The 24,075-nt window shown below is 43.5% G+C and carries 21 protein-coding genes; 9 read left to right on the top strand and 12 right to left on the bottom strand.

The window, feature by feature from the left end; genetic code table 11:
* The 3 genes from M2387_RS10050 to M2387_RS10040 all read right to left on the bottom strand — a co-directional run.
* The coding region (locus M2387_RS10050; protein WP_259049011.1) for a catalase family protein at window positions 1-1,395 on the bottom strand (1,395 nt) is incomplete at its 3' end.
* A gap of 439 nt (window positions 1,396-1,834) precedes the next feature.
* The gene (locus M2387_RS10045; protein ID WP_259049010.1) at window positions 1,835-2,104 is read right to left on the bottom strand and encodes a transposase; all 270 of its coding nucleotides are present in this window, start codon (window positions 2,102-2,104) and stop codon (window positions 1,835-1,837) included.
* A gap of 415 nt (window positions 2,105-2,519) precedes the next feature.
* Entirely contained in the window at window positions 2,520-4,088 is a 1,569-nt protein-coding gene (locus M2387_RS10040; protein ID WP_259049009.1) for a catalase family protein, read from the bottom strand.
* Between the two features lie 1,944 nt (window positions 4,089-6,032).
* Here M2387_RS10040 and M2387_RS10035 point away from each other — a divergent pair.
* From M2387_RS10035 to M2387_RS10025, 3 genes are all read left to right on the top strand, one after another.
* Complete coding sequence (locus M2387_RS10035) at window positions 6,033-6,293, top strand: YdgH/BhsA/McbA family protein (protein ID WP_259049008.1); 261 nt, start codon at window positions 6,033-6,035, stop codon at window positions 6,291-6,293.
* Between the two features lie 249 nt (window positions 6,294-6,542).
* Window positions 6,543-7,145 carry an ester cyclase gene (locus M2387_RS10030; RefSeq protein WP_259049007.1) on the top strand — a complete coding sequence of 201 codons (603 nt, stop codon included), beginning with the start codon at window positions 6,543-6,545 and terminating at the stop codon, window positions 7,143-7,145.
* 129 nt (window positions 7,146-7,274) lie between these two features.
* Complete coding sequence (locus M2387_RS10025) at window positions 7,275-8,261, top strand: alpha/beta hydrolase (protein ID WP_259049006.1); 987 nt, start codon at window positions 7,275-7,277, stop codon at window positions 8,259-8,261.
* On the opposite strand, the gene M2387_RS10020 is transcribed toward M2387_RS10025, so the two are convergent.
* Complete coding sequence (locus M2387_RS10020) at window positions 8,202-8,906, bottom strand: NAD(P)H-binding protein (RefSeq protein ID WP_259049005.1); 705 nt, start codon at window positions 8,904-8,906, stop codon at window positions 8,202-8,204. The two genes, M2387_RS10025 and M2387_RS10020, sit on opposite strands and share 60 nt — an antisense overlap.
* Window positions 8,907-9,048: 142 nt before the next feature.
* On the opposite strand from M2387_RS10020, the gene M2387_RS10015 reads away from it, so the two are divergent.
* Window positions 9,049-9,669, top strand: coding sequence for a LysE family translocator (locus tag M2387_RS10015; RefSeq protein WP_259049004.1), 621 nt, complete (start codon window positions 9,049-9,051; stop codon window positions 9,667-9,669).
* A gap of 82 nt (window positions 9,670-9,751) precedes the next feature.
* Here the strand turns inward: M2387_RS10015 and M2387_RS10010 are convergent, their stop codons facing one another.
* Window positions 9,752-10,588: an alpha/beta hydrolase gene (locus tag M2387_RS10010; RefSeq protein ID WP_259049003.1), complete on the bottom strand. Its 837-nt coding sequence runs from the start codon at window positions 10,586-10,588 to the stop codon at window positions 9,752-9,754.
* Between the two features lie 171 nt (window positions 10,589-10,759).
* Window positions 10,760-11,554 (bottom strand): SDR family NAD(P)-dependent oxidoreductase, encoded by a 795-nt coding sequence (locus M2387_RS10005; protein WP_259049002.1) that lies wholly within the window; start codon window positions 11,552-11,554, stop codon window positions 10,760-10,762.
* Window positions 11,555-11,662: 108 nt separating this feature from the next.
* Between M2387_RS10005 and M2387_RS10000 the strand changes: the two genes are divergently transcribed.
* A complete protein-coding gene (locus M2387_RS10000) occupies window positions 11,663-12,709 on the top strand; it encodes an aldo/keto reductase (protein WP_259049001.1) in 1,047 nt (348 codons plus the stop codon).
* A gap of 46 nt (window positions 12,710-12,755) precedes the next feature.
* Window positions 12,756-13,346: a TetR/AcrR family transcriptional regulator gene (locus M2387_RS09995; RefSeq protein WP_259049000.1), complete on the top strand. Its 591-nt coding sequence runs from the start codon at window positions 12,756-12,758 to the stop codon at window positions 13,344-13,346.
* A gap of 78 nt (window positions 13,347-13,424) precedes the next feature.
* Here the strand turns inward: M2387_RS09995 and M2387_RS09990 are convergent, their stop codons facing one another.
* On the bottom strand, window positions 13,425-14,417 hold the full coding sequence (locus M2387_RS09990) for an FUSC family protein (protein ID WP_259048999.1): 993 nt from the start codon (window positions 14,415-14,417) through the stop codon (window positions 13,425-13,427).
* Between the two features lie 232 nt (window positions 14,418-14,649).
* On the opposite strand from M2387_RS09990, the gene M2387_RS09985 reads away from it, so the two are divergent.
* Both M2387_RS09985 and yidZ read left to right on the top strand, forming a co-directional pair.
* Window positions 14,650-15,831, top strand: a complete 1,182-nt coding sequence (locus M2387_RS09985) for an MFS transporter (protein WP_259049040.1) — start codon at window positions 14,650-14,652, stop codon at window positions 15,829-15,831.
* Window positions 15,800-16,759, top strand: a complete 960-nt coding sequence (gene yidZ / locus M2387_RS09980; RefSeq protein WP_259048998.1) for an HTH-type transcriptional regulator YidZ — start codon at window positions 15,800-15,802, stop codon at window positions 16,757-16,759. The genes M2387_RS09985 and yidZ overlap by 32 nt, the downstream gene beginning before the upstream one ends.
* Before the next feature lie 78 nt (window positions 16,760-16,837).
* On the opposite strand, the gene M2387_RS09975 is transcribed toward yidZ, so the two are convergent.
* The 4 genes from M2387_RS09975 to M2387_RS09960 all read right to left on the bottom strand — a co-directional run bounded on the left by M2387_RS09975 (window position 16,838) and on the right by M2387_RS09960 (window position 19,683).
* Entirely contained in the window at window positions 16,838-17,149 is a 312-nt protein-coding gene (locus M2387_RS09975) for a cupin domain-containing protein (RefSeq protein ID WP_259048997.1), read from the bottom strand.
* 87 nt (window positions 17,150-17,236) lie between these two features.
* Window positions 17,237-18,220: a GlxA family transcriptional regulator gene (locus tag M2387_RS09970; protein WP_259048996.1), complete on the bottom strand. Its 984-nt coding sequence runs from the start codon at window positions 18,218-18,220 to the stop codon at window positions 17,237-17,239.
* A 30-nt stretch (window positions 18,221-18,250) separates the two neighbouring features.
* A complete protein-coding gene (locus tag M2387_RS09965; RefSeq protein WP_259048995.1) occupies window positions 18,251-18,871 on the bottom strand; it encodes a LysE family translocator in 621 nt (206 codons plus the stop codon).
* Between the two features lie 104 nt (window positions 18,872-18,975).
* Window positions 18,976-19,683, bottom strand: a complete 708-nt coding sequence (locus tag M2387_RS09960; protein ID WP_259048994.1) for a pirin family protein — start codon at window positions 19,681-19,683, stop codon at window positions 18,976-18,978.
* Window positions 19,684-19,788: 105 nt separating this feature from the next.
* On the opposite strand from M2387_RS09960, the gene M2387_RS09955 reads away from it, so the two are divergent.
* Window positions 19,789-20,679: a LysR family transcriptional regulator gene (locus M2387_RS09955; RefSeq protein ID WP_259048993.1), complete on the top strand. Its 891-nt coding sequence runs from the start codon at window positions 19,789-19,791 to the stop codon at window positions 20,677-20,679.
* Between the two features lie 55 nt (window positions 20,680-20,734).
* On the opposite strand, the gene mscM is transcribed toward M2387_RS09955, so the two are convergent.
* Entirely contained in the window at window positions 20,735-24,061 is a 3,327-nt protein-coding gene (mscM, locus tag M2387_RS09950) for a miniconductance mechanosensitive channel MscM (protein WP_259048992.1), read from the bottom strand.
* Between the last annotated feature and the right edge of the window lie 14 nt (window positions 24,062-24,075).

Below are 24,075 nucleotides of genomic sequence, written 5' to 3'. Positions count from 1 at the left end.
GCCTCCGGTATTGCCGCCGGTATTGCCGCCGGTATTGCCTCCGGTATTGCCGCCGGTATTGCCGCCGGTATTGCCGCCGGTATTGCCGCCAGTATCACCGCCGGTATTGCCTCCGGTATTGCCGCCAGTATCACCGCCGGTATTGCCTCCGGTATTGCCGCCAGTATCACCGCCGGTATTGCCGCCGGTATTGCCACCAGTATCACCGCCGGTATTGCCTCCGGTATTGCCTCCGGTATTGCCGCCAGTATTGCCGCCGGTATTGCCGCCAGTATCACCGCCGGTATTGCCGCCAGTATTCCCGCCGGTATCACCGCCAGTATTGCCGCCAGTATTACCACCGGTACTGCCATCGTTGTTTAAGTTATAATGTAAGAAGCGGGTCGATCGAGGCTGTACGGGTTCTCCGATACTTTCACCATTGACATTACGACGAACCATTGCTGAGCTTTGATATACAACTTTTCTGGCTTCAGCGATGCTACCAACAGGCTCCATTTCAGGTAAGGTTCTAAAAATATTGAATGCTAATGACTCTCCATAAGCGAACTGCTTACGTGTTTGAATATTTTGCCGATATAATGTGAGGGTTGCTACTTTCACTGGTTTAGCTTCTTTTTCATCCCATAAACTACGAGCGCTAATAATCGATTGATTTTCAGGATTATTACGTTTTTGAATGTAAAAATTAAGAATGGCATTTCCATTCATCAGCCTTTCTGATAAGTCTTGAGCGAGATAGTCATTATTTCTTATATTGATAGTAGTGCTAGGATCGCTAGCAGCTTGATATTCTATAATATACTTGCAATATTCATCTCCAAATTTATATGGAATACAACTCCAATATTTTTCTGTTAAAAGGCTGGGAACCTCTTTTTCCATGCTGTCTAAGATCTCGGCTGACTCTGGATGCGCTTTTCGAAACGCCTCTAAATTACCGCTCATTGCAGCAGCTTTAAAGTCAGACATTTCTATTGCATCAGCAGCAAAAAAAACGGGGGTGTTTTGCAAAATAAAATCGACTGTTTTACCATCGGGCTCCTCTTCTAAAACTTTCTTACCAGAAACATTGAATACCTTAATACCCATTCCCACGGTGGTTTCAAAATCAGGATCAGTTTGTGCCGTGTCACTTGAATAACGAGCCCAAACGGTATAGCTCTTGGCTGGTTTAAATATTCCAATTTGATATTCAGTACCAATGTCATCATTAATTTGTAATATACCGTTAACAATACCATGTGTTTTTGCAAAGGCTGCGCGTTTTGCCGGTGTTTGATCTTGGGCAACGATACGCTTTACCTGCGTTTCATCAACGAACATCCGGCGAATATCCTCGATTGCCTCAGACATATTGCCAGCATTTAAAGGAGTTGATTTATGATTTTTCATATTACACCCTATTAAAAACTGTATATCACTAGTTTTTTATTCATTGAATTATAGTTATATATATATCTAAAGACATGCCAGCATAAAAATGTCACATTAACTTTTTTTCATTTCTAATGAAAAATATGTGGTTTGCATCAGGCTGTCCTGGCATGTTTATTCCTTAAGTTTAAACCAAGTTTAAGATAGACTCGGTAAACACGCTTGTTATTGAATAGATATCCTTTTAATCTTATTTGTTTATAACACATCCAAAATCCTGCATTGGGATATGTAATAAGAACTGATTGAATAGCCTCCATAATTTCTTTATCTTTTTCATGCCAGTTTTTGCTTTTACGATAAAAAGTCGCTCGTGATAATGACATTATACTACATGCTGTAATAACAGATAGGCCAAACTCTACTAATAAGATAGCGTAAGATTTTCTTTCAGAAATCAACAACTTTTTTTTTCGAATATCGCCTTCATTGCATTATTCTCAATGCTCATCTCAGTTAGCATTTTTTTTAGACGAATATTTTCAGCCTCGATCTTCTTAAGTTTATTAATGCTGTTAATAGACAGATCTCCATATTTAGATTTCCAATTGTAGTAGGTAGCATTACAAATCCCATGTTGTTCACAGATATCATTAACTTTCATACCTGAACTCACTAATTTTAAAACACTTACTATTTGCTCTTCAGTAAAATGAGTTTTTTTCATATACTCCCTTATTTCTTATGAAATTAAATATAACAGGCAATAAAAATATGTGGCAATACCATTAGAGATTAACAATATAAATAAAGTATCAATATATTAAAGTAAACAGCTATGTGCTGTCGGTATGGAAACAAAAAACTATCCTCATTTTATTAGCAGGCCAAGGACTAAATTTTCTCTTGAAATAAAAAACCATCTAAAAATGATATTGAATCTACATGGATATAAAAATCTATTTTATAGGGTGTAGTGTTAATTTTCTTTTAATAAAAACTAAGATGTCAGGTGTTAAATTTCATGGAGGTGTGTTTTTATGGTTGCTTCAATGTCATTGTATTTTAAATGTATAGAAGTAAACATATTAATATAATGTGCCTTTGTAGGGGAACGACAAAAAACACACCTTGATTAAATATCAGTTTGAAAATTTCATCTTCAAATTCTTTATTGCAAAGGCTACGGTTTGTTGAGTGAAGTTGAATGATAAAACAGTAAATGGAGAAATGTTTTTTAATATGACGGTTTCATTATTACCTGAATAATTAGATGTCTCTAAATTAAACTCGGAGCTCTGATTCTCTCTTGTTTCTCTAACATCTATAGATAAAGAGCCTGATAAGATTAAATCAAAAGAGACTTGTTGAATCGACTTGGGTTCAAAAACAAGACGAACAGCACCTGATGATGAAGCTGTATTTTCATAAAAGATACCTCCATTTATTGATGTGCTTCCTATATTTTTGTTAAATCCAATAAAAATAAATGTATCAGTTTCTATGTCACGGCCACTGACAGTAACATTATTGTAAGAACCATTCCCACCTCTTGCTATTTTATTTTCTCCTTTACTCGAGAAATCTTCTATTAAGTCATATTTAACATTGTCTACATCTGTACCTGTATCCAATATCTTCCCTGGAGGCCAAGGGTTATTTAGTGTCGGTGTAAATGAGTTATGATGTAAAAAACGAGTCGATCGAGGTTGTACGGGTTCTCCGATAGTTTCACCATTGACATTACGACGAACCATTGCTGAGCTTTGATATACAACTTTTCTGGCTTCAGCGATGCTACCAACAGGCTCCATTTCAGGTAAGGTTCTAAAAATATTGAATGCCAATGATTCTCCATAAGCGAACTGCTTACGTGTTTGAATATTTTGCTGATACAATGTGAGGGTTGCTACTCTCACTGGTTTAGCTTCTTTTTCATCCCATAAACTACGAGCGCTAATAATAGATTGATTTTCAGGGTTATTACGTTTTTGAATGTAAAAATTAAGAATAGCATTTCCATTCATCAGCCTTTCTGATAAATCTTGAGCGAGATAGTTATTATTTTTTACATTAATACTAGAACTAGGATTACTGGCAGTTTGGAATTCAATAATATACTTGCAATATTCATCTCCGAATTTATATGGAATACAACTCCAATACTTTTCTGTTAAAAGACTGGGAACCTCTTTTTCCATGCTTTCTAAAATTTCTGCTGATTCTGGATGAGTTTTTAGAAACTCTTCTAAATTACCGCTCATTGCAGCAGCTTTAAAGTCAGACATTTCTATCGCATCAGCGGCAAAAAAAACGGCGGTATTTTGCAAGATAAGATCGACTGTTGTACCGTCAGGCTCTTCCTCTAAAACTTTCTTACCAGGAACATTAAATACCTTAATGCCAATTCCCACGGTAGTTTCGAAATCAGGGGCAGTTTGTGCCGTGTCACTTGAATAACGAACCCAAACAGTATAGCTCTTGCCAGGTTGAAATATTCCAACTTGATATTCAGCATCAATATCATCATTAATTTGTAATACACCATTAACAATGCCATGTGTTTTTGCAAAGGCTGCGCGTTTTGCCGGTGTTTGATCTTGGGCAACGATACGCTTTACCTGGGTTTCATCAACGAACATCCGGCGAATATCCTCGATTGCCTCAGACATATTGCCAGCATTTAAAGGAGTTGAATTATTATTATCCATATGATACCTCGTTAACATGTGGTTATTTTGATAAGTACTATTGGTTATCTTGCCTTGCGGTGCATTATCCAGAATGGATTATTGATCTATCTTTGTTCTTGTTGGTAATAGTTAGTAACCTCTTTACAGCATCAGTCTTTCTTGCTCCAGTATAAAAGAGCATTATATATTCTTTGAGGTCACCTAAAGAATACAATAATTATTTCCCCGCTACTCAGAATTGATCTGTGATAAATGGTGAGATACCACTTCTATTAATTATCCATTTTGTTGTTATATTTAAAATTTAGTGGTTGGTTTAAATAAGATTAATCTGTTTGGATTATGTTAATATATTCAGTACGAGGTTCATTTAAATAAATTCCTTTGCATGCAATAAGCATGAGAGAAATGAATACCACAAATATAATCTTCATACATAGCCTCCTTAAGTTTAAGGGAGAACCGATTGAAATTAATTGGATAGTATCTTTGTATGTGTGCAAAACTATTTAATCACAATTAAAAAATTAGGCAATAATATTATTCAATAAAAATTATCATTTCATTATCTGTTATTTGATTTCTTTTCATAACCTGTTGTTAAAAAAGGATAAAATGTTTTTTTGTTATGATTTTTTTTGAGATCAAGATCAAAAAAATCAATTTATCTTAATTTTATTTTTGTCTAGATAAATGGTTATTTTTTTAATGAAAAATATTTTTAATATACAATGTAAAATGATATAAAAACTCAAGATTATTACCAAAAACAAGAACATTATAATATAGAGTGTTTTTGATGTATCACGGTGCCACCGATTTTATTGTATCCTCTTGATGTTCTATGTTTTTTCTCTTTGTTTTTTTATTTTTTAAAACTAGAATAATCTAATAATGAAAATTATTTTTATTTTTTTTTGTTCTTTATGTCTGAGATATTGATATGTTTTTATTACCATTAATCTAGACATATTATAGTGGAGTATTTGAAGACTTATCACTGATGATAAAAACCAAAGATAATGAAAAGATATTGGAGATATGAGTTACAGACTCTGTCTGTAACTCAGTGATGATGTCAGCAGGCCCGTTTTAGTTACCAGCAAACTATCTCTGTTGGCATAAATGCTCTCAGTGTCAGGACAGCTATGTTAAAAGCGCTGCTGAGTGAGGTACAGTTTGCGACACAAGACAACTTCAGCGCTGTAGGTGCCTGACGTATAGTTGAACGAAGCCGCCTTAACGGTCAGCTTCAACTCATCCAAAAACAATACGTTGGTGTGTCTCAACAGAGGCGCACCAACGGCTGTTCCATTCCGTAGATACTTAAATGTGGCAACCGCTACGACTTCCATTTCAGATTTCCCGTAGGTCGCTTGTTGTTCCGTGCATCTCTTGGTTGTGATTCTGCCCGTGGGGCAAGATTCATTTCCTCTCCATTACCTCTATTTATTTTCCTTATAAAAATATAGTATTGTCTCTATAAATAAGATAAATCCACTAGACAGAAATAATAACCTACTGCAAGGCGGACTCGGTCATTTGATATAAGAAATTTCCCTGAATTTTATATAGATCGTATTAATTACCCCATGAAAAATTAGCATGCTATATATATCTGGCTTTTTTATATGGAAATTATTTTTCTTTGATTATGATCATTAAAAATAAATTTACATCTTAATTTCTTTCTAAAATATAATCTCTAGCTTTCAAAAATATTAAAGGCTGCATTTAAAATATTTAACTGATGAATATATTTATATTTCCAATGGTTTCCAATGATTTTTAAATGTTTGATGTAAAAAATACAACCAATTGATATTTATTAACTAAATATTCGTATTTTCGCATTGTAAATGCGCTACAGACAAAAGATTACATAAACTTGATACTAATTTATTTCATGAGAGATTACTATGGCGGCGTTTATTACACACAACTAAATAAGGAAATTAAATAATGAAAAAGTTATTAATCCCTGCTGCTCTGTCAGTATTAATGCTGTCAAATGCAAGCTTTGCCGCTACTGAAATTGCAGGCTCAGAAGTAAATGGTTTAGCCTATGTTGGTGAAATATCCACCTCTGGCCGTACGTCTCTGTCTTGTACTAATAAACTCTCTAAAATTGCTGACTCTAAGGGCGCTGATTATTATCATGTCACTTCCGTTAGCCATCAAGGCCAGGATAATATTTCTTTCCAGGCTAAGCTTTATAAATAGTATCTGATCTGATATTAATTAAAATCCATAATATACAGTCTATGAAAAGCAATTATTTACATGTGGTTTCTATCTGAGATATAGATCCTTTCTATATTTAATGATAAGTGTAATCTCGTGAAGATAAATAAAATTATTGATGATAGATAATATATACTCCTTTTTATTAAAGGGCGTAACTGTATCTTATGATATCTTACATATCACTTAATACTTAATTGCTATTAAGTGATTATTATGAAAAATATTATGAATATTAAAAACACAATTATTTCAGCGAGTCTTTCAGCATTATTTCTTGTGAGTTTTTCTTCTGTATCTGCAGAGAATAAACCCGATGATTTCTCTTCAATGTCTGATGCTAAATCAGAAGAGCGAATCAATAAGTCATTGAGTGAATTCAAAAAAGAACGTGAAACTGTTGAAAAGAATCTTCGTAATTTTGATGATTTAGACTTCAATATCTATAGCCATCAAAAATGGGATGAAATGCATAAGAGTCATGCTCAGGATATTATTGTTCACTATCCTGATGGCACTGTGACTAATGGGCTCGAAGAGCATCTGGAAAGATCAAAGAAAATATTTGCATTTGCCCCGGATACTGAAAACCCTATTCACCATATTCGTATCGGTCAGGGCAACTATACCGCGGTGACAGGTGTCTGGAGAGGTACATTCACTGAGCCGATGACTCTCTCTAACGGTAAAGTGATCCAGCCTACTGGCAAGCGTTTTGAAATCGAAATGGCAACTATCGGACGCTGGAACCCAGAGGGTACCATGGACGAAGAATGGTTGTTCTATGATGACTATACGTTTATGAAGCAGTTAGGTCTGTTAGATAACTAATTGACTAATCGAGGAGGCCTTAAAAGGTCTCCTCGATTGCTATGTAACTGAATCGTCTGTTGTGTGGAGGGCAGGCCATATTTATCATATAGATTGACTGGTAAGCTTAGTTTTACAGGAGTCTAATTGGTGAATCTTATAGCCTCTGTAGCTCTTTTGAGCGCATGTCCATTTGTCAGTCTGGCGTCAATGTCTGTGACCTTTTCCGAAACCTTGCTGGAGGCTCCCGGGCCAAAAGGCCCTTTGAAAGGCACGTTACTCACCCCAAATTCAAAACCAATCGCAGCTGTCCTTATCGCCCCAGGCTCCGGACCTACCGATCGGGATGGAAACAACCCGCTGGGCGTGAATGCCTCGTCTTACCGGCTGCTGGCTGAAGGCCTGGCTGCCAAAGGCTTTGCAACGCTTCGTATCGACAAGCGTGGAATGTTTGCCAGCACAATGGCTGTCAAGGATGCCAATGCGGTGACGATTACTGACTATGTTGACGACGTTCGGGCCTGGGTAAAAGTACTTAGACGTGAGGTGCAAACTCCCTGTATTTGGGTTTTGGGGCACAGTGAAGGCGGTGTTGTAGCGCTGGTCTCGGCTCAAGAAGAGGATGTGTGCGGGGTGGTTCTTATTGCAACGCCCGCCAGGCCGATGGGCGAGGTGTTAAGGGAACAGCTGAAAGCTAATCCGGCAAACGCACCGTTATTAAAGGAGGCATTGCCGGTAATTGATGCGCTGGAGCATCGGCGGCGAGTCGATACAACGAATATACATCCGGCACTGCAAAGTCTCTTTCACCCTGCCGTTCAGGGATTTTTGATCGATGCATTTTCATATAACCCGAGTCAGCTGATTTCAACTATTTCCAAACCGGTGTTAGTGCTGCAAGGGCAGCGCGATCTCCAGGTATCAGAAGCAGATGCAAGGCAGCTTAAAGCCGCAAATCCTCAAGCGTCCTTGATTATATTGCCCAATATGAACCATGTGATGAAAGAGGTGACTTCGAACGATCCCAAGGCAAATATTGCTTCATACGCGGAACCCTCGCTCCCATTAGCTCCCAGTTTAATCGACTCGATTGGACATTTTCTGATTCACCACTGCAATCTTCCCCATCCTGACTAACTGCTCTGAAATCAGAACGACAACCCCTTCTGCGGCAGGTACACTTTTCACCAGCGCACGAGCAACCGCCAGAGGTTTGACAGGTTTGTAAGCTGCCGGAAGAACAGGGGCGAGCAGTTTAGCCAGGGGAATTGAAATTATCTCACCAAAGCGTATGGGTTGCCCGAGCCCACGACGGTAGTCAAGCAGTATAGAAGGCTGCGCAATGACCAGAGTAGTATAAGTCAACGCTTTGAGTGCTTCTTCCAGTTCACCTTTAACCCGGGTGTAAAATACGGACGATTTCGCATTCGCTCCGCCAGCGCTGACCAGTCCTATACGGCTCACTCCAGCTGAAACAGCTGCCCGTGCAACGGCCAGATTGGCATCAAAATCCACCGCGCGGAAAGCCTCTTTGCTACCCGCGACTTTTATTGTTGTCCCCAGGGCAAGATAGAGCTCATCCGCATGAGGAAGCGGTGGCAATGAAGTAAAATCGACCAAATGGACTTGTAGCTTCTGATGACTGACTCTGAGTGGCCTGCGGCTCAGAGCATGAATCGCGGTTACTTCCGGGTCATTGAGCAGGAGCTGTAATATCTGTCCGCCTACGAGCCCTGTGGCTCCTGCAAGCAATACAACACGGTTCTTTTCGGGATGTGTCATGATTCCTCTCTGAATTAGGGGATAGCTTTCCTGAGCGTTTCAAGGAGCCTTCATGTGTAGCGACTTAATCTATCAGAATGCTAAAAAATAGATTGATTGGGAAGCGACAAGTGAATAGCATCCACTCTTTCGGATAAAGAAAATGTCTGTTACCGATTCACTTCTTGCTTTCTCCTTCGCTGCTCTCTTACTGACTCTCACTCCTGGTCTTGATACCGCGCTGATCCTTCGAACTGCCTGTGCGGAGGGCGGTAAAAAAGCTTTTCAGGCGGCTCTTGGAATTGATACTGGCTGTTTCATCTGGGGAGCGCTGGTTGCGCTCGGCTTGGGGGCGTTGCTGGCCGTCTCAGAAGTCGCTTATACCGTACTGAAAATCTGTGGTGCGGCCTATCTGTGCTGGCTGGGCATAACGCTGCTGATGCGCCCGAGATCCTCTTTCAGCTATAACGATAACAAAACATCTTCACAGGAAAACTGGTTTGTCAGAGGGATGCTTGGAAACGTATTGAACCCTAAAATGGGGATTTTTTATGTCTCTTTCTTACCCCAGTTTATACCTGCCGGGCACTCCCCTTTAATATGGACATTTATACTGGTCAGTATTCATGTGGCTATCGGCACAATATGGTCGCTCACGCTTATTTTATCCACGCATTTTGCATCCGCGGTATTAAAGAAAAGCAGCGTAGTTCGCTTTATGGACAGAGCAACAGGGGGCTTATTTTTATGCTTTGCGGCTAAACTTGCCCTTAGCACGAAATAGCTTTACCGATACGGGTTGTTAGCCGTGCGTCTTGTTTCATTGTGATGAAACGAGACGCACCAATCTGTCACTATCATCACCGTCAGACTTTATTTTTAGCCTGTTCTTTTTCTAGCGCGTTCTTCATAAACAGCAGCTGATATTTTACGGCATTATCCCAGTAATCCCACGTATGGCCGCCAGGGCCTTCCTGGTAAGTATGCTTTATTCTTAAATCGAGTAAGCGTTGATGAAGTTTTCTATTAGGTTCAATAAAGAAGTCATCCACGCCACACTCAATGAAAATGGGTATATTCAGACTAATAAACTCGTGGGCATTATTGATAATTGCTTTTTCATTCCAGAATTTTGCATTATCGACAGGGTCCCCGAAGACTTTTTTTAGCCCCCAGTTTTTAGGGTAGTCACGGGGATCTACGCCACCGCTCATGCTTCCCGCTGCACCAAAAGTATCAGGATAATTTAAGACGATATTGAGCGCACCAAAGCCGCCCATGCTCAGACCGGTAATGGCACGGCCATCTTTGGCTGCAATGGTCCTGAAGTTCTTATCAATGAATGACGGAACATCGCTGCCAATATATTTTTCATAGTTACTTTTGGCGAGTACCGGGCTGTTTATATACCACTTATCATAGTCACCATCCGGCATCACGATAATCAGCTGATAGTCATCGGCAAGGGTAGCGACCTGGCTTTTTTTAGTCCAATCCTTGTCATCGCCGCTCCAGCCATGAAGCAAATATACCGTAGAATAGTTCTTATTCTCTTTAGCGTAGCTGTCTGGCAGGACTACTGTTGCATGTAATTTTTTATCGATATTATCACTGGCGATTTCTACACGTTTAATATCATAAGAGTAAGAGTTGAATGACACGCAGAATAAAAAGGCCAAAGCGATATTTTGTTTTTTTATCATTAAATCAGTCTCCTTACTAAGTATCAGTCCTAAGATATAGCTGATAATATCGAACGGGTCATTTCCCCTCTGTATTTATGTGATAAATATGGCAATAAAGAACGGGATTAATCAAATAATCACGGTCTCCCGTTCTATTTTCCTCAGGGTGAAGCAGTGAGTTTTAGCGCTTTATTTGGCCTCGACCCGGTAACGTGGTGCGGCATGTTCCTGAGCAAATTCACCCAGCATTGCCTGGCGCGACTGTTCATGATGGGTCCATAAAGCTTCTTCGTGCAGGGGAGGGATGGTTACAGGCTCCCGACTGTCAAAACCGCTCAGAGCCGCATCAACCAGTTCTCCGGCATCCATTACACCACTCATGGTATTGATATCTTTTCCAGAGCGCTCCCAGATTTCAGTACGCGTCACGGCAGGCAATACGGCCTGGATATAGACACCCTGCGGGCCAAGCTCAAGACTTAATCCTTGTGATAGGAACAGAACAAACGCCTTGGTCGCTCCGTACAATGCCAGCCCAAATTCTGGGGCCAGGCCGACCACTGAACTGATATTGATAATCGAACCGGTACCTGCTTTCGCCAGTCGCGGAGCAATCGCGCGAGCCAGGCGGGTCACCGCTACCAGGTTAACGGCTATCAGCCTGTCAATATCAGCGGGTGTTTGCGTGGTGAAGGTTCCCGGCAAACTCATACCCGCATTATTCACCAGTATCGTAATTCTGGTGTCAGTTTCGAGGCGTTTTGCAACGGTATCAAGCCCCGTTTCCTGCGAGAGGTCAGCGGGTAATACTTCCACTTCAACCAGGTACTGCGCCCGTAGTCGTGTCGCCAGTGCCTCCATGCGTATGGCATCCCTGGCAACAAGAACAAGGTTATGTCCGCGTTGAGCAAAACGGTCTGCATACACGGCACCCAGACCAGTTGAAGCGCCTGTTATCAGTACTGAAGCGGTTGTGTCAGTCATTTTTATTTCTCTCTAGTCAAAAGTAGTCGGGCTTGTTTTTTTAAATGATGTATGACATATATAATAAATGTCAATCGTCATTTATAAATAAACTGAGTGAGAAACACGATGCGATACACCACATTTGGCCGTAACACAGGTTTACGCGTATCGGAACTGGCACTGGGAACCGGCAATTTTGGTACCCAATGGGGATATGGTTCCGAAAAAGAAGAAGCCCGGGCAGTATTTGACGGATACGCCAATGCCGGCGGAAATTTTATCGATACAGCAGATGCTTACCAGTTTGGCCAGTCTGAAGAGATGCTTGGGGATTTTATTGCCGCCGATCGCGATCATTTTGTTATCGCGACTAAATACACCCTGAGCGCATCGCCGGATGCCGGGATTGGCATTACCGGGAATAGCCGAAGGAACATGATAGCCTCGGTTGAAAAGAGTCTGAGACGTTTGAAAACCGATCGAATTGAGCTTTTATGGGCGCATTTTGATGACCAAATGACGCCACTGGAAGAAATAGTCCGGGCTTTTGATGACCTGATTCGGACGGGGAAGATACAGTATGCTGGCCTCTCCAACTTCCCGGCATGGAAAATTGCACGAGCTGAAACGCTGGCTGAATTACGCGGCTGGTCGCGTATTGCCGGTATTCAGGTTGAATACAGCCTGGCTGAACGTACAGCCGAAAGAGAGTTGCTGCCGATGGCTGATGCTCTGGGTCTGGCTGCCACTATCTGGTCTCCACTGGGCGGCGGAATGCTGACTGGAAAATACCGTACCAGCCAGGAAGGGCGACTAAAAGGTTTCTCTGGTCGACTGGTACATACTGAGCAGGATCCAACGTTGCTCGATGAGGTTTTCAGTATTGCCAAAGAGTTGGATATCTTGCCAGTACAGGTGGCAATGGCCTGGCTTCGTCACAAGTCTGCACAGTTACAGACATCGCTGATCCCGATTATTGGTTCACGTACTACAAACCAATTAGCCGAAACGATTCTGGCGCTGGATATCAGACTCAGTGATGCGCAGGTAGCCCGGCTTGATACCGTCAGCGCTGTTTCCCCTGGTACCCCTCATAAACAGATTTTGGGGACTTTACCTCGTGCGCAGGGTTCAGGTGCTGAATATGTTAAGCTCACACCACCACGAGCCTGAGCAGGCGAGATATTTGTCAGAGCATACATAAGCAGCGAGAGGAAAAATGGCAAGAACCGGGCGAGTTTCCAAAGAGCAAAGTGATATTAACCGTAACAGTATTATCGCTATCTCATCTCAATTGTTCAGAGAGCGAGGCCTCGATGGCGTCAGCCTTAAAGATATTATGTCTGCTGCCGGGCTGACGCATGGAGGATTTTACGGGCATTTTAGCTCTAAAGATGAGCTGGAAGCGCTCGCCTGTGAACAAGCATTTGAGAACAGTCGTGCTGTGTTTGCAGAACAGGTTCCTGGTGATTTTTCACAATTGGTTGAACGCTATCTGTCTCCTGACCACCGGGACAGGCCCGCCAGTGGTTGCACCGTTGCTGCTCTTGCTACTGATATACAACGTAAAGGGCAGGATAAACCGGTTTATAAGACGTATATTTCTGGTGTCAAAGATATGGCTGAACATATCAAAAATATACAAGACAGCAGCTCAGATTCAGCCATGACTGATAAGCATCTGATGCAGTTTGCACTGATGGCTGGGGCATTGATGCTATCCAGGGCGACTCGTGGCGATGATATCTCTGAGCGTTTTCTTACCGCGGCTAAAACAGCTTTACTTGACAGTGAAAGCAACAATTCATAATCGTGAAACAGAGATAGCCAGTATGCTAAATACTGACTATCTCTGTAATGAAAAATGCCATATAAAACCAACTTATTCTCAGTTGGTTTTATGTTCTTCAAATATATCATCTTTCATAATCAATTTAATACAGTAACCAGAAATAATGGCAAATACACCACCGATCAATGTTTCCAGAATACGTTCAGATAATAAATGGTAGTTCGTGTTATTAAAGTAAATAGACATCTCTATTAATGATAACACCAGCCCGGTAAGGCAAACTGTCCCAAAGACGTTGTTTTTCTTCTTATTACTGACAGGAATAAGAAATGAAAACAGAAGGATTAACCCAAAGCCAATATAAGGCATTAACGCCGATGCGTTAAACGAGAAGTATAAGATTAAAACAACAATTAATGTGCCGATGACTCTGTCGCGCGTGAGTGAAACAATATTTTTTAGTTGAGGATTTAATACGAAAATAAAGGTCAATGGCGCCCAGAAGAAATGGTCAACATTTATTGCCCGTGATGATAAAACGCAGGCTAGCAGTCCGGCAGCATAGACAACTGACTGGCTTAGCAGGTTAAAATCCATTTTGTTCTTTTTCAGGGATAAATATTTCTTAATCTGAAACAATGATATCCTCTTACGGGAACTGAAGCCGTAACAAAATAACAAGGTTACCAGAGTACCTATAAGCAACCCTATCATATAGCCGTCAAACCCTGACTTGCTGAGCGTTGACCCGATAATAAAGAAAATCATCGAGTACTTAATCGACATGTCCAGTGAGGAGTCAATATTGTAAAACTGATAATAAAACAGGGGTGAGATAAATAAAATTACGAAGAAAAGTAAACCAACACCAATATAATACCCTAAAGCTGATGCGATAAAAATAAATGCTGAACAGAGTAATGAGTATTTAATATTTCTATACTGACTGGCTTTGTTAAAAATCGTATAACTGTGTAGTGTTGCCAGTGAACTCCATAGTGTTGCCTCGATACCTGCAACATAGTAAGTAATGATGAAGTTAATCATAATATAAAAAGATAAATAAAAGCTTTCTGCTAGCTTCGCCATAAATCTCTCCAGACGACTCAATCCATATGTTACTGATTGACTTTAAAACATTTATTATTTGATTTTAAAAGTATAGTGTCCTGTAGTTAGTTAGTCCAGAAGGAGTGTAATTCCTGTCCTCTCCCTCTTTTCGGTCTTTTCCTTTTAGGAAAAGACTGTTGTCTGAATGGCAATTCGCTCTCCAGGTACGCTTCTCTTATCCTTAGCGCTCTTTATCCCTTCCAGAGATATTATTGTGCGTTTTCTCATTTGTAGCTTTGCTCTCGTTTTACTCTATCCCACGGGTATTGATATGTATCTTGTTGGTATTCCTGAGATAGCACAGGATTTGAATGCCAGTGAGTCCCAGCTACACTTTGCTTTTTCTCTCTATCTGGCGGGTATGGCCTTGGCGATGTTTTTCGCTGGTAAAGGTGCCGACAGGTCAGGACGGAAACCTATCGCTATTGCCGGGGCGCTGATTTTTATTCTTGCCTCTGCGTTTTGTGTATTTGCTCAGTCAGGTTCGGCGTTTATTACCGGTCGTTTTGTTCAGGGGTTAGGTGCCGGGTGCTGTTACGTCGTTGCATATGCCATCATGCGCGATGTGCTTAACGATAAACGTCGTGAAAAGGTATTATCGTTACTTAACGGGATCATCTGCATTATACCGGTACTGGCTCCGGTGCTTGGTTACTTACTGATGCGTCATTTTCCCTGGCAAAGTCTGTTTTGTCTTATGTCCGCTATGGGGGCCATCGTTCTTATTTTGTCTGTTTTTATCCTGAAGGAAACCCGACAGGAACAATCAGTGACATTCATTTTTGAAGGTCCTGAAACAGAATCTCTTTCTGCTCGCTTTTTTATCAGCCGTGTGGTGATAGCAACACTCAGCATTTCTGTCATTCTGACTTTCGTGAATACTTCACCCGTTCTGTTCATGGAAAATATGCATTTTGAACGTAGTGAATATGCCTTGGTTATGGTAATAACCTCTGTCATTAGTATGATTATGTCGTTTTCCACACCCTTTATTCTAAATATTTTGCAACCCCGCACGTTAATGATTGCTTCTCAGGTATTATTTTTGACGGCAGGATTGATACTGATAATCAGCACGACTGAAGTGATGATTATTGTTGGTTTATTTATTCTTTGTGCAGGGTTTCCATTAGGGTTTGGTGTGACAATAAGCCAGTCCCTTGGGCCATTTTCCCGGCGTGCAGGAGCAGCGAGTTCGATCCTTGGCATTGCTCAGGTTTGCGGTTCGTCATTATGGATCTCATTCTCGGCAATGGCAGGTTTTGCATCATTGAATATGTTGATTAGCGTCTTGCTTGGTTGCAGCATTATGAGCCTTTTACTCATTCTTCTTTTTCCCCACAACAGGCCTCTACCTGACAATGAAAAAGCCCATTACCAGCCTCAATCTTAATTTGTTGTTATGTTTACAGCTTTTGATGCAAGAACGTAGCGTGAGTAGAGCGGCAAAGCTGATGAATGTGACGCCTTCTGCAATGAGTAAATCGCTCTCGAAACTCAGGGACTGGTTTGATGATCCTTTATTTGTAAATACGCCTCTTGGGATCTCTCCTACGGCGTTGATGGTGAGTATGGAAAAGGATCTTGCAGATTGGTTACAGAGAGGAAGTCAGCTGATTGATAAAGTAAACCATGATGCACCAAGTGGTCTCAGTTTTGAGATTGCTGCGGAGTCATCATTAATAATGATTATGTTTGGCTCATTATCAACGCAGATCCGTGAGCGTTATCCTCAGGCGGTGATAAAAATACGTAACTGGGATTATGACTCTCTGGATGCGATAACTCGCGGGGAAGTGGATATTGCACTGACGGGGAGAGAAAGTCACCCGCGGTCACGAGAATCACTCAGTTTGCTGCCGTTATCGATAGATCATGAAGTTCTGTTTTCTGATTTGCCTTGTGTCTGGCTTCGGGAAGATCATCCGGCATTACGTGATGAATGGAATCTGGAGACATTTCTGCGCTATTCACACATTAATACCTGCTGGGAACAGAACGATCGTTGGGCTCTGGATTATGTTTTGCAAGAAATGGGGCGCCAGCGACATCTGGCATTGAGTATGCCTGGATTTGAGCAATCTCTTTTCATTGCGGCTCAGCCAGACCATGAATTATTGACGATAGCACCGCGTTATTGTCAGCGCTATAACCAGCTCCACAACCTACCGCTGGTAGCTCGTCCATTACCTCTTGACCCAGAGCTGTCTGATAAATTAAGGGTTCCATTTACATTGCTCTGGCATAAACGTAACAGTCATAACCCAAGAGTTATTTGGTTAAGGAAAACGCTTAAGATGCTCTATAGCAACCTGCTTTAAAACCTATACATCTTGTCTCATTTCCGTGCAGTTTTACTACACGGAATATATTGTTCTCTGTTTTGTCACTACCCGAGCTTAAACAGAACCTTCTTTCTCAATCACCAGAACCCTTGCTGCACCCACCGGGTGGGCGATATGTTCTGTTCCGACGCTGGCATAAAAAATATCACCGGTCGATAACAGGACTGTCTTAATTTCGCCTGCTTCTTTGTAATGCATTTCAACTTCACCATCCATCACGGCAAAAACTTCCTGGCCATCGTTGATATGCCATTTATAGGGCTTATCTGTCCAGTGTAGTCTGACGGTAGTGCCATCAAAATTTGCGATGTCGGTTGCTCCCCAGGCCTTCTCGGCGGTGAAATTCTTACTGATATAGGTTTGCATGACATTCCTTAGCTGATGGATGAGAAAAAACAGCTACAACATATATCAGATGCAACGCCTGTCGCACAGGCGGTCAGAGAGATTTTGTCAGGATAAACGATTTATCTGCCGCCATCGTGCTGGAGGAGTACCGGTTCTGCGACTAAAATGCCGGCTGAAATGGGACGTATCGGTAAAACCGCAGTCTGCCGCAATTTGAGCTAATGTACGGGTTGTCCGTAACATCAGCCAGCAGGCGTAGTTGAACTTCATTTCGCTATAGAACTGGTGAGTGGTAAGCCCTGTTTCAGTAAACAGACAGCGATCCAGCTGTCTCCGGGATAGTCCGCAGCGATCGGCAATATCATCGGCGCTAAGATAAGCGTTAATATTTTTACGCATAAAAATCATCGCGTTTCTTACCGTGGCGGGCATATTCTGAAGATCGGCATGGTTCCAGGTCAGACTTGATGGTGGGGCAAAACCCGCAACCAGCATATCTGAAAGCCCTTTCATCGCTCTGCTACTCCCCAATCTTTTTTCCAGCAGAAAAGTGGCCAGTTCGATGGTCGCATTCCCCCCGGGGCATGAAACTATTGTAGTTTCCTCGTGCACATTTTTATCAGTAACAGGGGTAAGTAAAGGAAAGGCTTCTGTGAACTCGTTAGCATGCCGCCAGTGTACCAGAATGCTCTTTTTCACCATGTCGCAGGCTGCCAGCAAAAATGCCGCATTATCCACGCTAACCAGAGTAATACTTTTATTTCTGAGCTTTCTCAAAGCAGGACGATAAAGCGGCGCCTCTGTTATCACTTTGGCGGGATTATTCCCGCCAAAGATAACAAAGTAGTCGCAGATTTTTTGCGATATGTTCAAGTCATCAAGGGAGCTGTCAGGTAACAATATCGCACCACAGCTGGCCACTACCTGGGTTCCGGACAGCGATGCCAGGCTCCAGGTGCAGGTAATTTGCCGGCTGTAATCTTCATCATCTCCAGAGAATCTCAGCTTATCGAGAAACCCTCCTAAAGAGAGTAATGAGAAGCCAGGCATCAGCAGAAGTATAAATTTAACGGGATCCTGACCAGGCACCTTTTCCTCCCACAAATAATATTTGTACCGCTATAGTAGCCCGGTAAGCAGAACAATAACGCCGATGATGATAAAAAGTGCACCACAGAAAAAGCAGAAATATTGTCCATGTTTAGCCAGACTGGCACGAAAGCGTCCTGCGGTTAAATTAATGGCCATTTCGACAATAAATTCTGCCAGAGCAAAGGTAATGACCATAACAATAAACTGACTGAGCAGATCCTGGTGTGGATTAATAAATTGCGTCAGAAAGGCCGCAAAGAATAAGAAAACTTTTGGATTTGATGCGGCTGAGATAGCGCCCTGGGCGAACAGCGTTAATTTTGTTCCCCCACTTATGCTCGCAACGGGCTGATTGATGTCAATCTTGCGTAGCATCCACTGTCTTATTCCTAACCCAATAAGATAGAGACCACCACCTAGTTTGATATAACTGAGTGCAGCAGGATAGGCCTTCAGTAAAGCATCGATACCAAACAGCGAAATGACCATTAGTCCGATAAAGGACAGAACGCCTCCGGTAACCGTATAAAAGGCCACGGCAGGTCCGAACCTGACGCTGTGAGTCATCACCAGCATTGCATTGGGTCCTGGGGTCAGCGCGAGTCCAAAACAAGCAATAGCGAAGTAAAACCATACTGTAATTTCCACATTACCTCCTTTTTTTAAGGATCATAGAGGTAACGCGCAATCTGCAAAATGTATTATATGGACATAAAACAGCAGAAGCTGGACGTGAGTCCAGACTGCATTAATCACACCGTTAAAGCGGGCAAATCAATCAGCAGCGCTCTTAGCGGGGTGCTGGCTTCCAGAGTTACTTTCTGTTCGTCACAGATAAAAGCGCCATCACCACAGGTTAAATCGATGCCTCTTTCCGCAGCCGTTGCGGTGACTGTGCCATGAATGGACTGAAAATAAGCGTGTGATCCCTGCAATGAAATACTTTGCTGCTGACCTGCTTTCAGGTTCAGGTGATGCACTCTGATATTCTGGCGTAGCTGTAACAGCGTTTTTCCGCCATCAATAGCCGCAATCAGTTGCTGGGACTGATTATTCAGCGTAATTTTTTGGATTAAAGGGTTATCCCCTTCCGGACAGGCTTCCAGCCAAAGCTGCATACGTGTCAGCGAATTTTTCTTACTAATATTATGTTCGCTATAGCTGACCCCTGGCTGGGCTGATAATAATACCGCTTCGCCGGTTTTCACCTGGACATGATTTCCCTCGGTATCCCGATATTCCGCTTCTCCTTCCAGTACCAGGTTGAGGATATCGACTTTAGGATAACTTCTGGGTTGTAACGACGTGCCCGGGGCCAAAACCTCCTGGTTAAGTACACGCAGAGATGCATAGCCCAGTAATTTAGGGTCAAAATAGTGTCCAAAGGAAAAGGTATAGCGCGCTTTTAACCAGCCGTAATCGGCTTCGCCACACTGCTTAGCTGCTCTTATTGTGATCATTATTGATTACCTCTTTTTAAGCTATACTTATGGTAGAGGTATAGACGCCGTATTGTTAGCTAGTTAATCTGCACACTATCGTCAAATTTACTGAATGAGACTCAAATGGCAAAAGAGAGAGCATTAACGCTGGAAGCGCTGAGAGTAATGGACGCCATTGACAGGCGGGGTAGCTTCGCTGCTGCGGCTGATGAGTTGGGAAGAGTCCCTTCTGCACTCAGTTATACTATGCAAAAACTTGAAGAAGAGCTGGATGTCGTGCTCTTTGACCGTTCAGGACATCGAACCAAATTTACCAATGTTGGCCGTATGTTGCTGGAAAGAGGACGTATTTTACTGGAGGCCGCTGATAAGCTGACCACCGACGCAGAAGCCCTCGCGCGTGGCTGGGAAACGCATCTGACGATTGTCACCGAAGCGTTAATCCCGGCAGAGAAACTCTTCCCGTTAGTCGAAAAATTAGCAGAAAAATCGAAGACGCAGCTGTCTATTGTTTCTGAAGTTCTGGCTGGAGCCTGGGAACGTCTGGAACAAGGCCGGGCAGATATTGTCATTGCCCCGGATATGCATTTCCGTTCATCCTCGGAAATTAATAGCCGTAAATTATATAAATTAATGAACGTACAGGTGGCTGCTCCTGACCATCCTATTCATCTCGAACCGGAACCGCTCGCGGAAGCGACCAGAATAAAGTATCGCGGTATCGCGATAGCGGATACCGCTCGTGAAAGACCGGTGCTGACGGTAGAGCTGCTGGATAAACAACCCCGTTTAACCATTAGCTCGATGGAAAATAAGCGCCGGGCGTTGCTTGCCGGACTGGGTGTGGCAACCATGCCTTATGCACTGGTTGAACGTGATATTGCCGAAGGTCGTTTACGGGTTGTCAGCCCTGAAACAACCCATGAAATCGATATTATTATGGCCTGGCGACGTGACAGTATGGGAGAAGCGAAGGCCTGGTGTCTGCGTGAGATCCCTAAGATCCTGAAATAAATACCAGCCCCGATCGGTGACCTTTTAAAGCGTCACCGATCGTTTCTCTATGCCATTAAATACCCGGCATAGTGCCACCTTGAACCACAGATTTCAGCGCCTGAGTACGCAAAGTATCCATACGCATTTGTACCGGTGGGAATGGCATTTCGATATTATGCTCGCGGAACCCTTGCAGGATATGCTCGTGGATTTCATGACGCAGTGGCATACGATGCCCCATTTCCGCTGCAAAGATACGCAAATCGAAAATCTGAATACCTTGCTGAAGATTGACCAGGAAAGCTTCCGGCGGTGGGTTATCCAGCACCAGTGAACAGCGTTCTGCGGCTTGTAGTAAAATTTTTGCCACTTCCTCGGTATTTGCATCTGCCGGAGCCGGAATCGTCAGTACCACACGCGTCACTGAGTCAGAAAGCGACCAGTTGATGAACTGTTCGGTGATAAAGGCCTGGTTAGGTACGATAATCTCTTTACGATCCCAGTCACTGATGGTGGTAGCACGTGTATTAATACGTGCCACTGTTCCGGTTAAGTCACGGATCGTCACGGTATCGCCAATACGAATCGGTTTTTCAAACAGAATAATCAGGCCAGAAACAAAGTTGGCGAAGATCTGTTGTAAGCCAAAACCTAACCCGACGCTCAGTGCAGCGACCAGCCATTGCAGTTTCGACCACTCAATACCCACCAGCGAGAAGCCCACCAGACTGCCTATCAGCATCAGTAAATATTTGGTGATAGTGGTAATGGCATACCCGGTGCCTGGCGTCAGATCCAGATGCTGGAGAATAGCCAGTTCAAGCAAGGCGGGAAGATTACGTACCAGCTGAACGGTGATGATTAAGACCAATATGGCTATTAATACCGAACTGAGGGTAATCGGCTCAATGCTCTCAACCCCCTGTACGCTTGACGTGACATCCCATAAGGTAATATTACCGAGGAAGCCAAAAGCGGAGTGAATTTCCGACCACAGAACAATGACAGACAGCAAGGCAATTAAGGTCAGAATAGATCGAACCAGTTTTAACGACTGAACACTGATGGTATCGAGATCGACTTCTGTTTCATCAACATTGTCGATGGTGCCTTCTGTACTGTGAGAGTGCGTTGGATCTTCTTCACCCCGTGCTCGCTGAGCGAGGATCTCTGCGCGTCGCTGTCTTGCACGATCAAAAGCCAGGCGACGGCGCTGAATCAGCATCCAGCGGCGGATAATATGGTAGATAACCAACAGGGCAAACCAGATGGCGACAGAGGTTTCCATTCGCGCCAGCAGGGCCTGGGCGGTTGCCAGATAACCCACCAGAGAGGCCAGAATAGCGGCCAGCGGCGCGCTGATCATCAGGTTCCACAGCAGGGTGTTGATCAGATTTTCGCCATTCCCCTGTTTGTCGAGATAAAGCGGCAGTCCGGCACGTTTCAGGCTCAGGGTGACCATGGCTAATGCACCGCAGATCAGAATAAAGCATAGCCTGCCGAGCGTAGGCGAAAATTCCCGGTCATTGAGGTTATTGAACATGATAAGCGCCATTATCAGCGGCACAATAAAGCCGATGCTCATAATGTAGTAGCGCATAGCCCGGGCAACGCTTTCACGGCGCCAGCCAAAATGAACGATAAACAGTCCGTTCGGGCGGGCGAAAATAGCGCAAATCATCACGCCCCACAGCAGCGGAACCGTTGCCGTGACGCCTTCACCAATTGCCACCGCAGTAGGATAAGGCCAGGCCTCGCGTAAGCCATGTCCTAATGTTGCCCAGAGTATTGGCAAGGGCAGGGCAACCAGAATAGACCAGAAGACATTACGTAGCGTCAGGCTAAAGTGATCCTGAGTGACTTTACCGACTTTGGCGCTGGAGCGTTCAAGGAACTGGTTGAAATGGCGGCGCGAGCTGACGCTGAAGCCCACCAGAATGAGAGCGCCAAACAGAGGGGCTATCGTCTCTTTACTGGTTACCATCATGATAAAAGCTTTACCCAGCTGGCTGAAGGTATCCAGCGAAACCAGGCTGCGTAAAGCGTGCGCAATATCCAGCGGCCAGTCCAGACCAACGGGCCTGACATCCGATGTCCAGAACAGATAACGGTGAGTGGCTTCGTTGACCTCTTTAAGGGCATCCTCAAGCTGACTATTGGCGACTTTAAGTTTAGTCAGCTCAAGTATCAGGGTATCGCCACCTTTCAGTAAAGAGTCGAGTAGCCCGCGTTGAGTACGCAACTGGGCATTGAGAATACGGTTTTGTTCTGCGGTCAGAGGTTCGCCATCCGGCTGACGAGTCTGGCGTAATTCAGCCTGTTTATTCAGCAAATCTTCATAGTAGAGGCGTTGAACCCTGAGCTGAGCCAGCTCGGTATCTAACTGCTGAGGTTTAGGCATTTCAGGCAGACGTGCCACCTGGGCACGTAAAGCCTCACCTAATACGTTGGACATCCCCAGCCATTGGGCCTGTTCACGTAAGGTATTCAGAGCCTGACGAACCTGAACGGTTTGCGTATAGGCCTGACGCTGCTGGGAAGCGACGAGCTCCATACGCTGAGCTTGCTGATTCAGCGACTGGGAGAGTTCACGGTTAGTTTTAAACTGTTCAGTAATGGCTGGCGGTAAATTTTCACTGGCTTCTGCCAGTTGCTCGGTACTTTCCAGGGCCTGCTCTGCTTCACGCTGGCGCTGAGTATTGAGCTGATTACGCAGAGACTGAAGGTAGCTGTCCAGCAAAGTACTTTGTTTAGTCGCAAGCTCCGCACGCATCCGCGCGAGTTCCTGGCGATTATTGGCTGATAGTTGAGCCAGTTCCAGTTCATCAACCAGGGCTTTCAGGCGAGCCGCTTCTGCCAGCAATGATGTATGCTGGGCCTGAATCAATGCCGAGCCCGTGGCGGGCTGTGAACCGACGCGGCGGTCAATATCACTGAGCTGGCGACGAATATCCGTTTGTTGCTGAGGCAACTGGCCTAACGAGTCCGTGATATCGCGGACTCGCTCTTGTTCTTGCTGTGCAAGGCGGCTCTTATCCAGCAACTGGCTACTGACTTGCAGTATTTCCTGGTTTAAGGCGTCAGTGGACAAATTGGCAGGCGCTTTCTGCGGCTCATCCTGGATAGCTGCAATCTGTTTACGCAGGGTTTGTGACAGTTTTGGGAAATTGTCTATCGCCTGTTGATACTGTTCAGCGCGTTCGAGCGAACCTTTACGCTCTTCAAGCGCATTTTGGGCAGACTGCAGGGCCTCGACTATTTCCGCCTGATTAGGCGTATTATTCGCGGCTTTAGCTTGTTCAAGGTCTTGTGAAACCTGTTTTGAATCGGGGACGACAGCTGCGTGCGCCGCCCCCATACTGAGGCACAAGGCCATCAGGAAAACGATAATCGAGCGCACGTCAGCCTGCCTGT

The sequence above is a fragment of the Klebsiella sp. BIGb0407 genome, from assembly GCF_024807845.1.
Classification (GTDB): domain Bacteria; phylum Pseudomonadota; class Gammaproteobacteria; order Enterobacterales; family Enterobacteriaceae; genus JGM124.
This window is presented reverse-complemented; position numbering and strand designations above follow the sequence as displayed.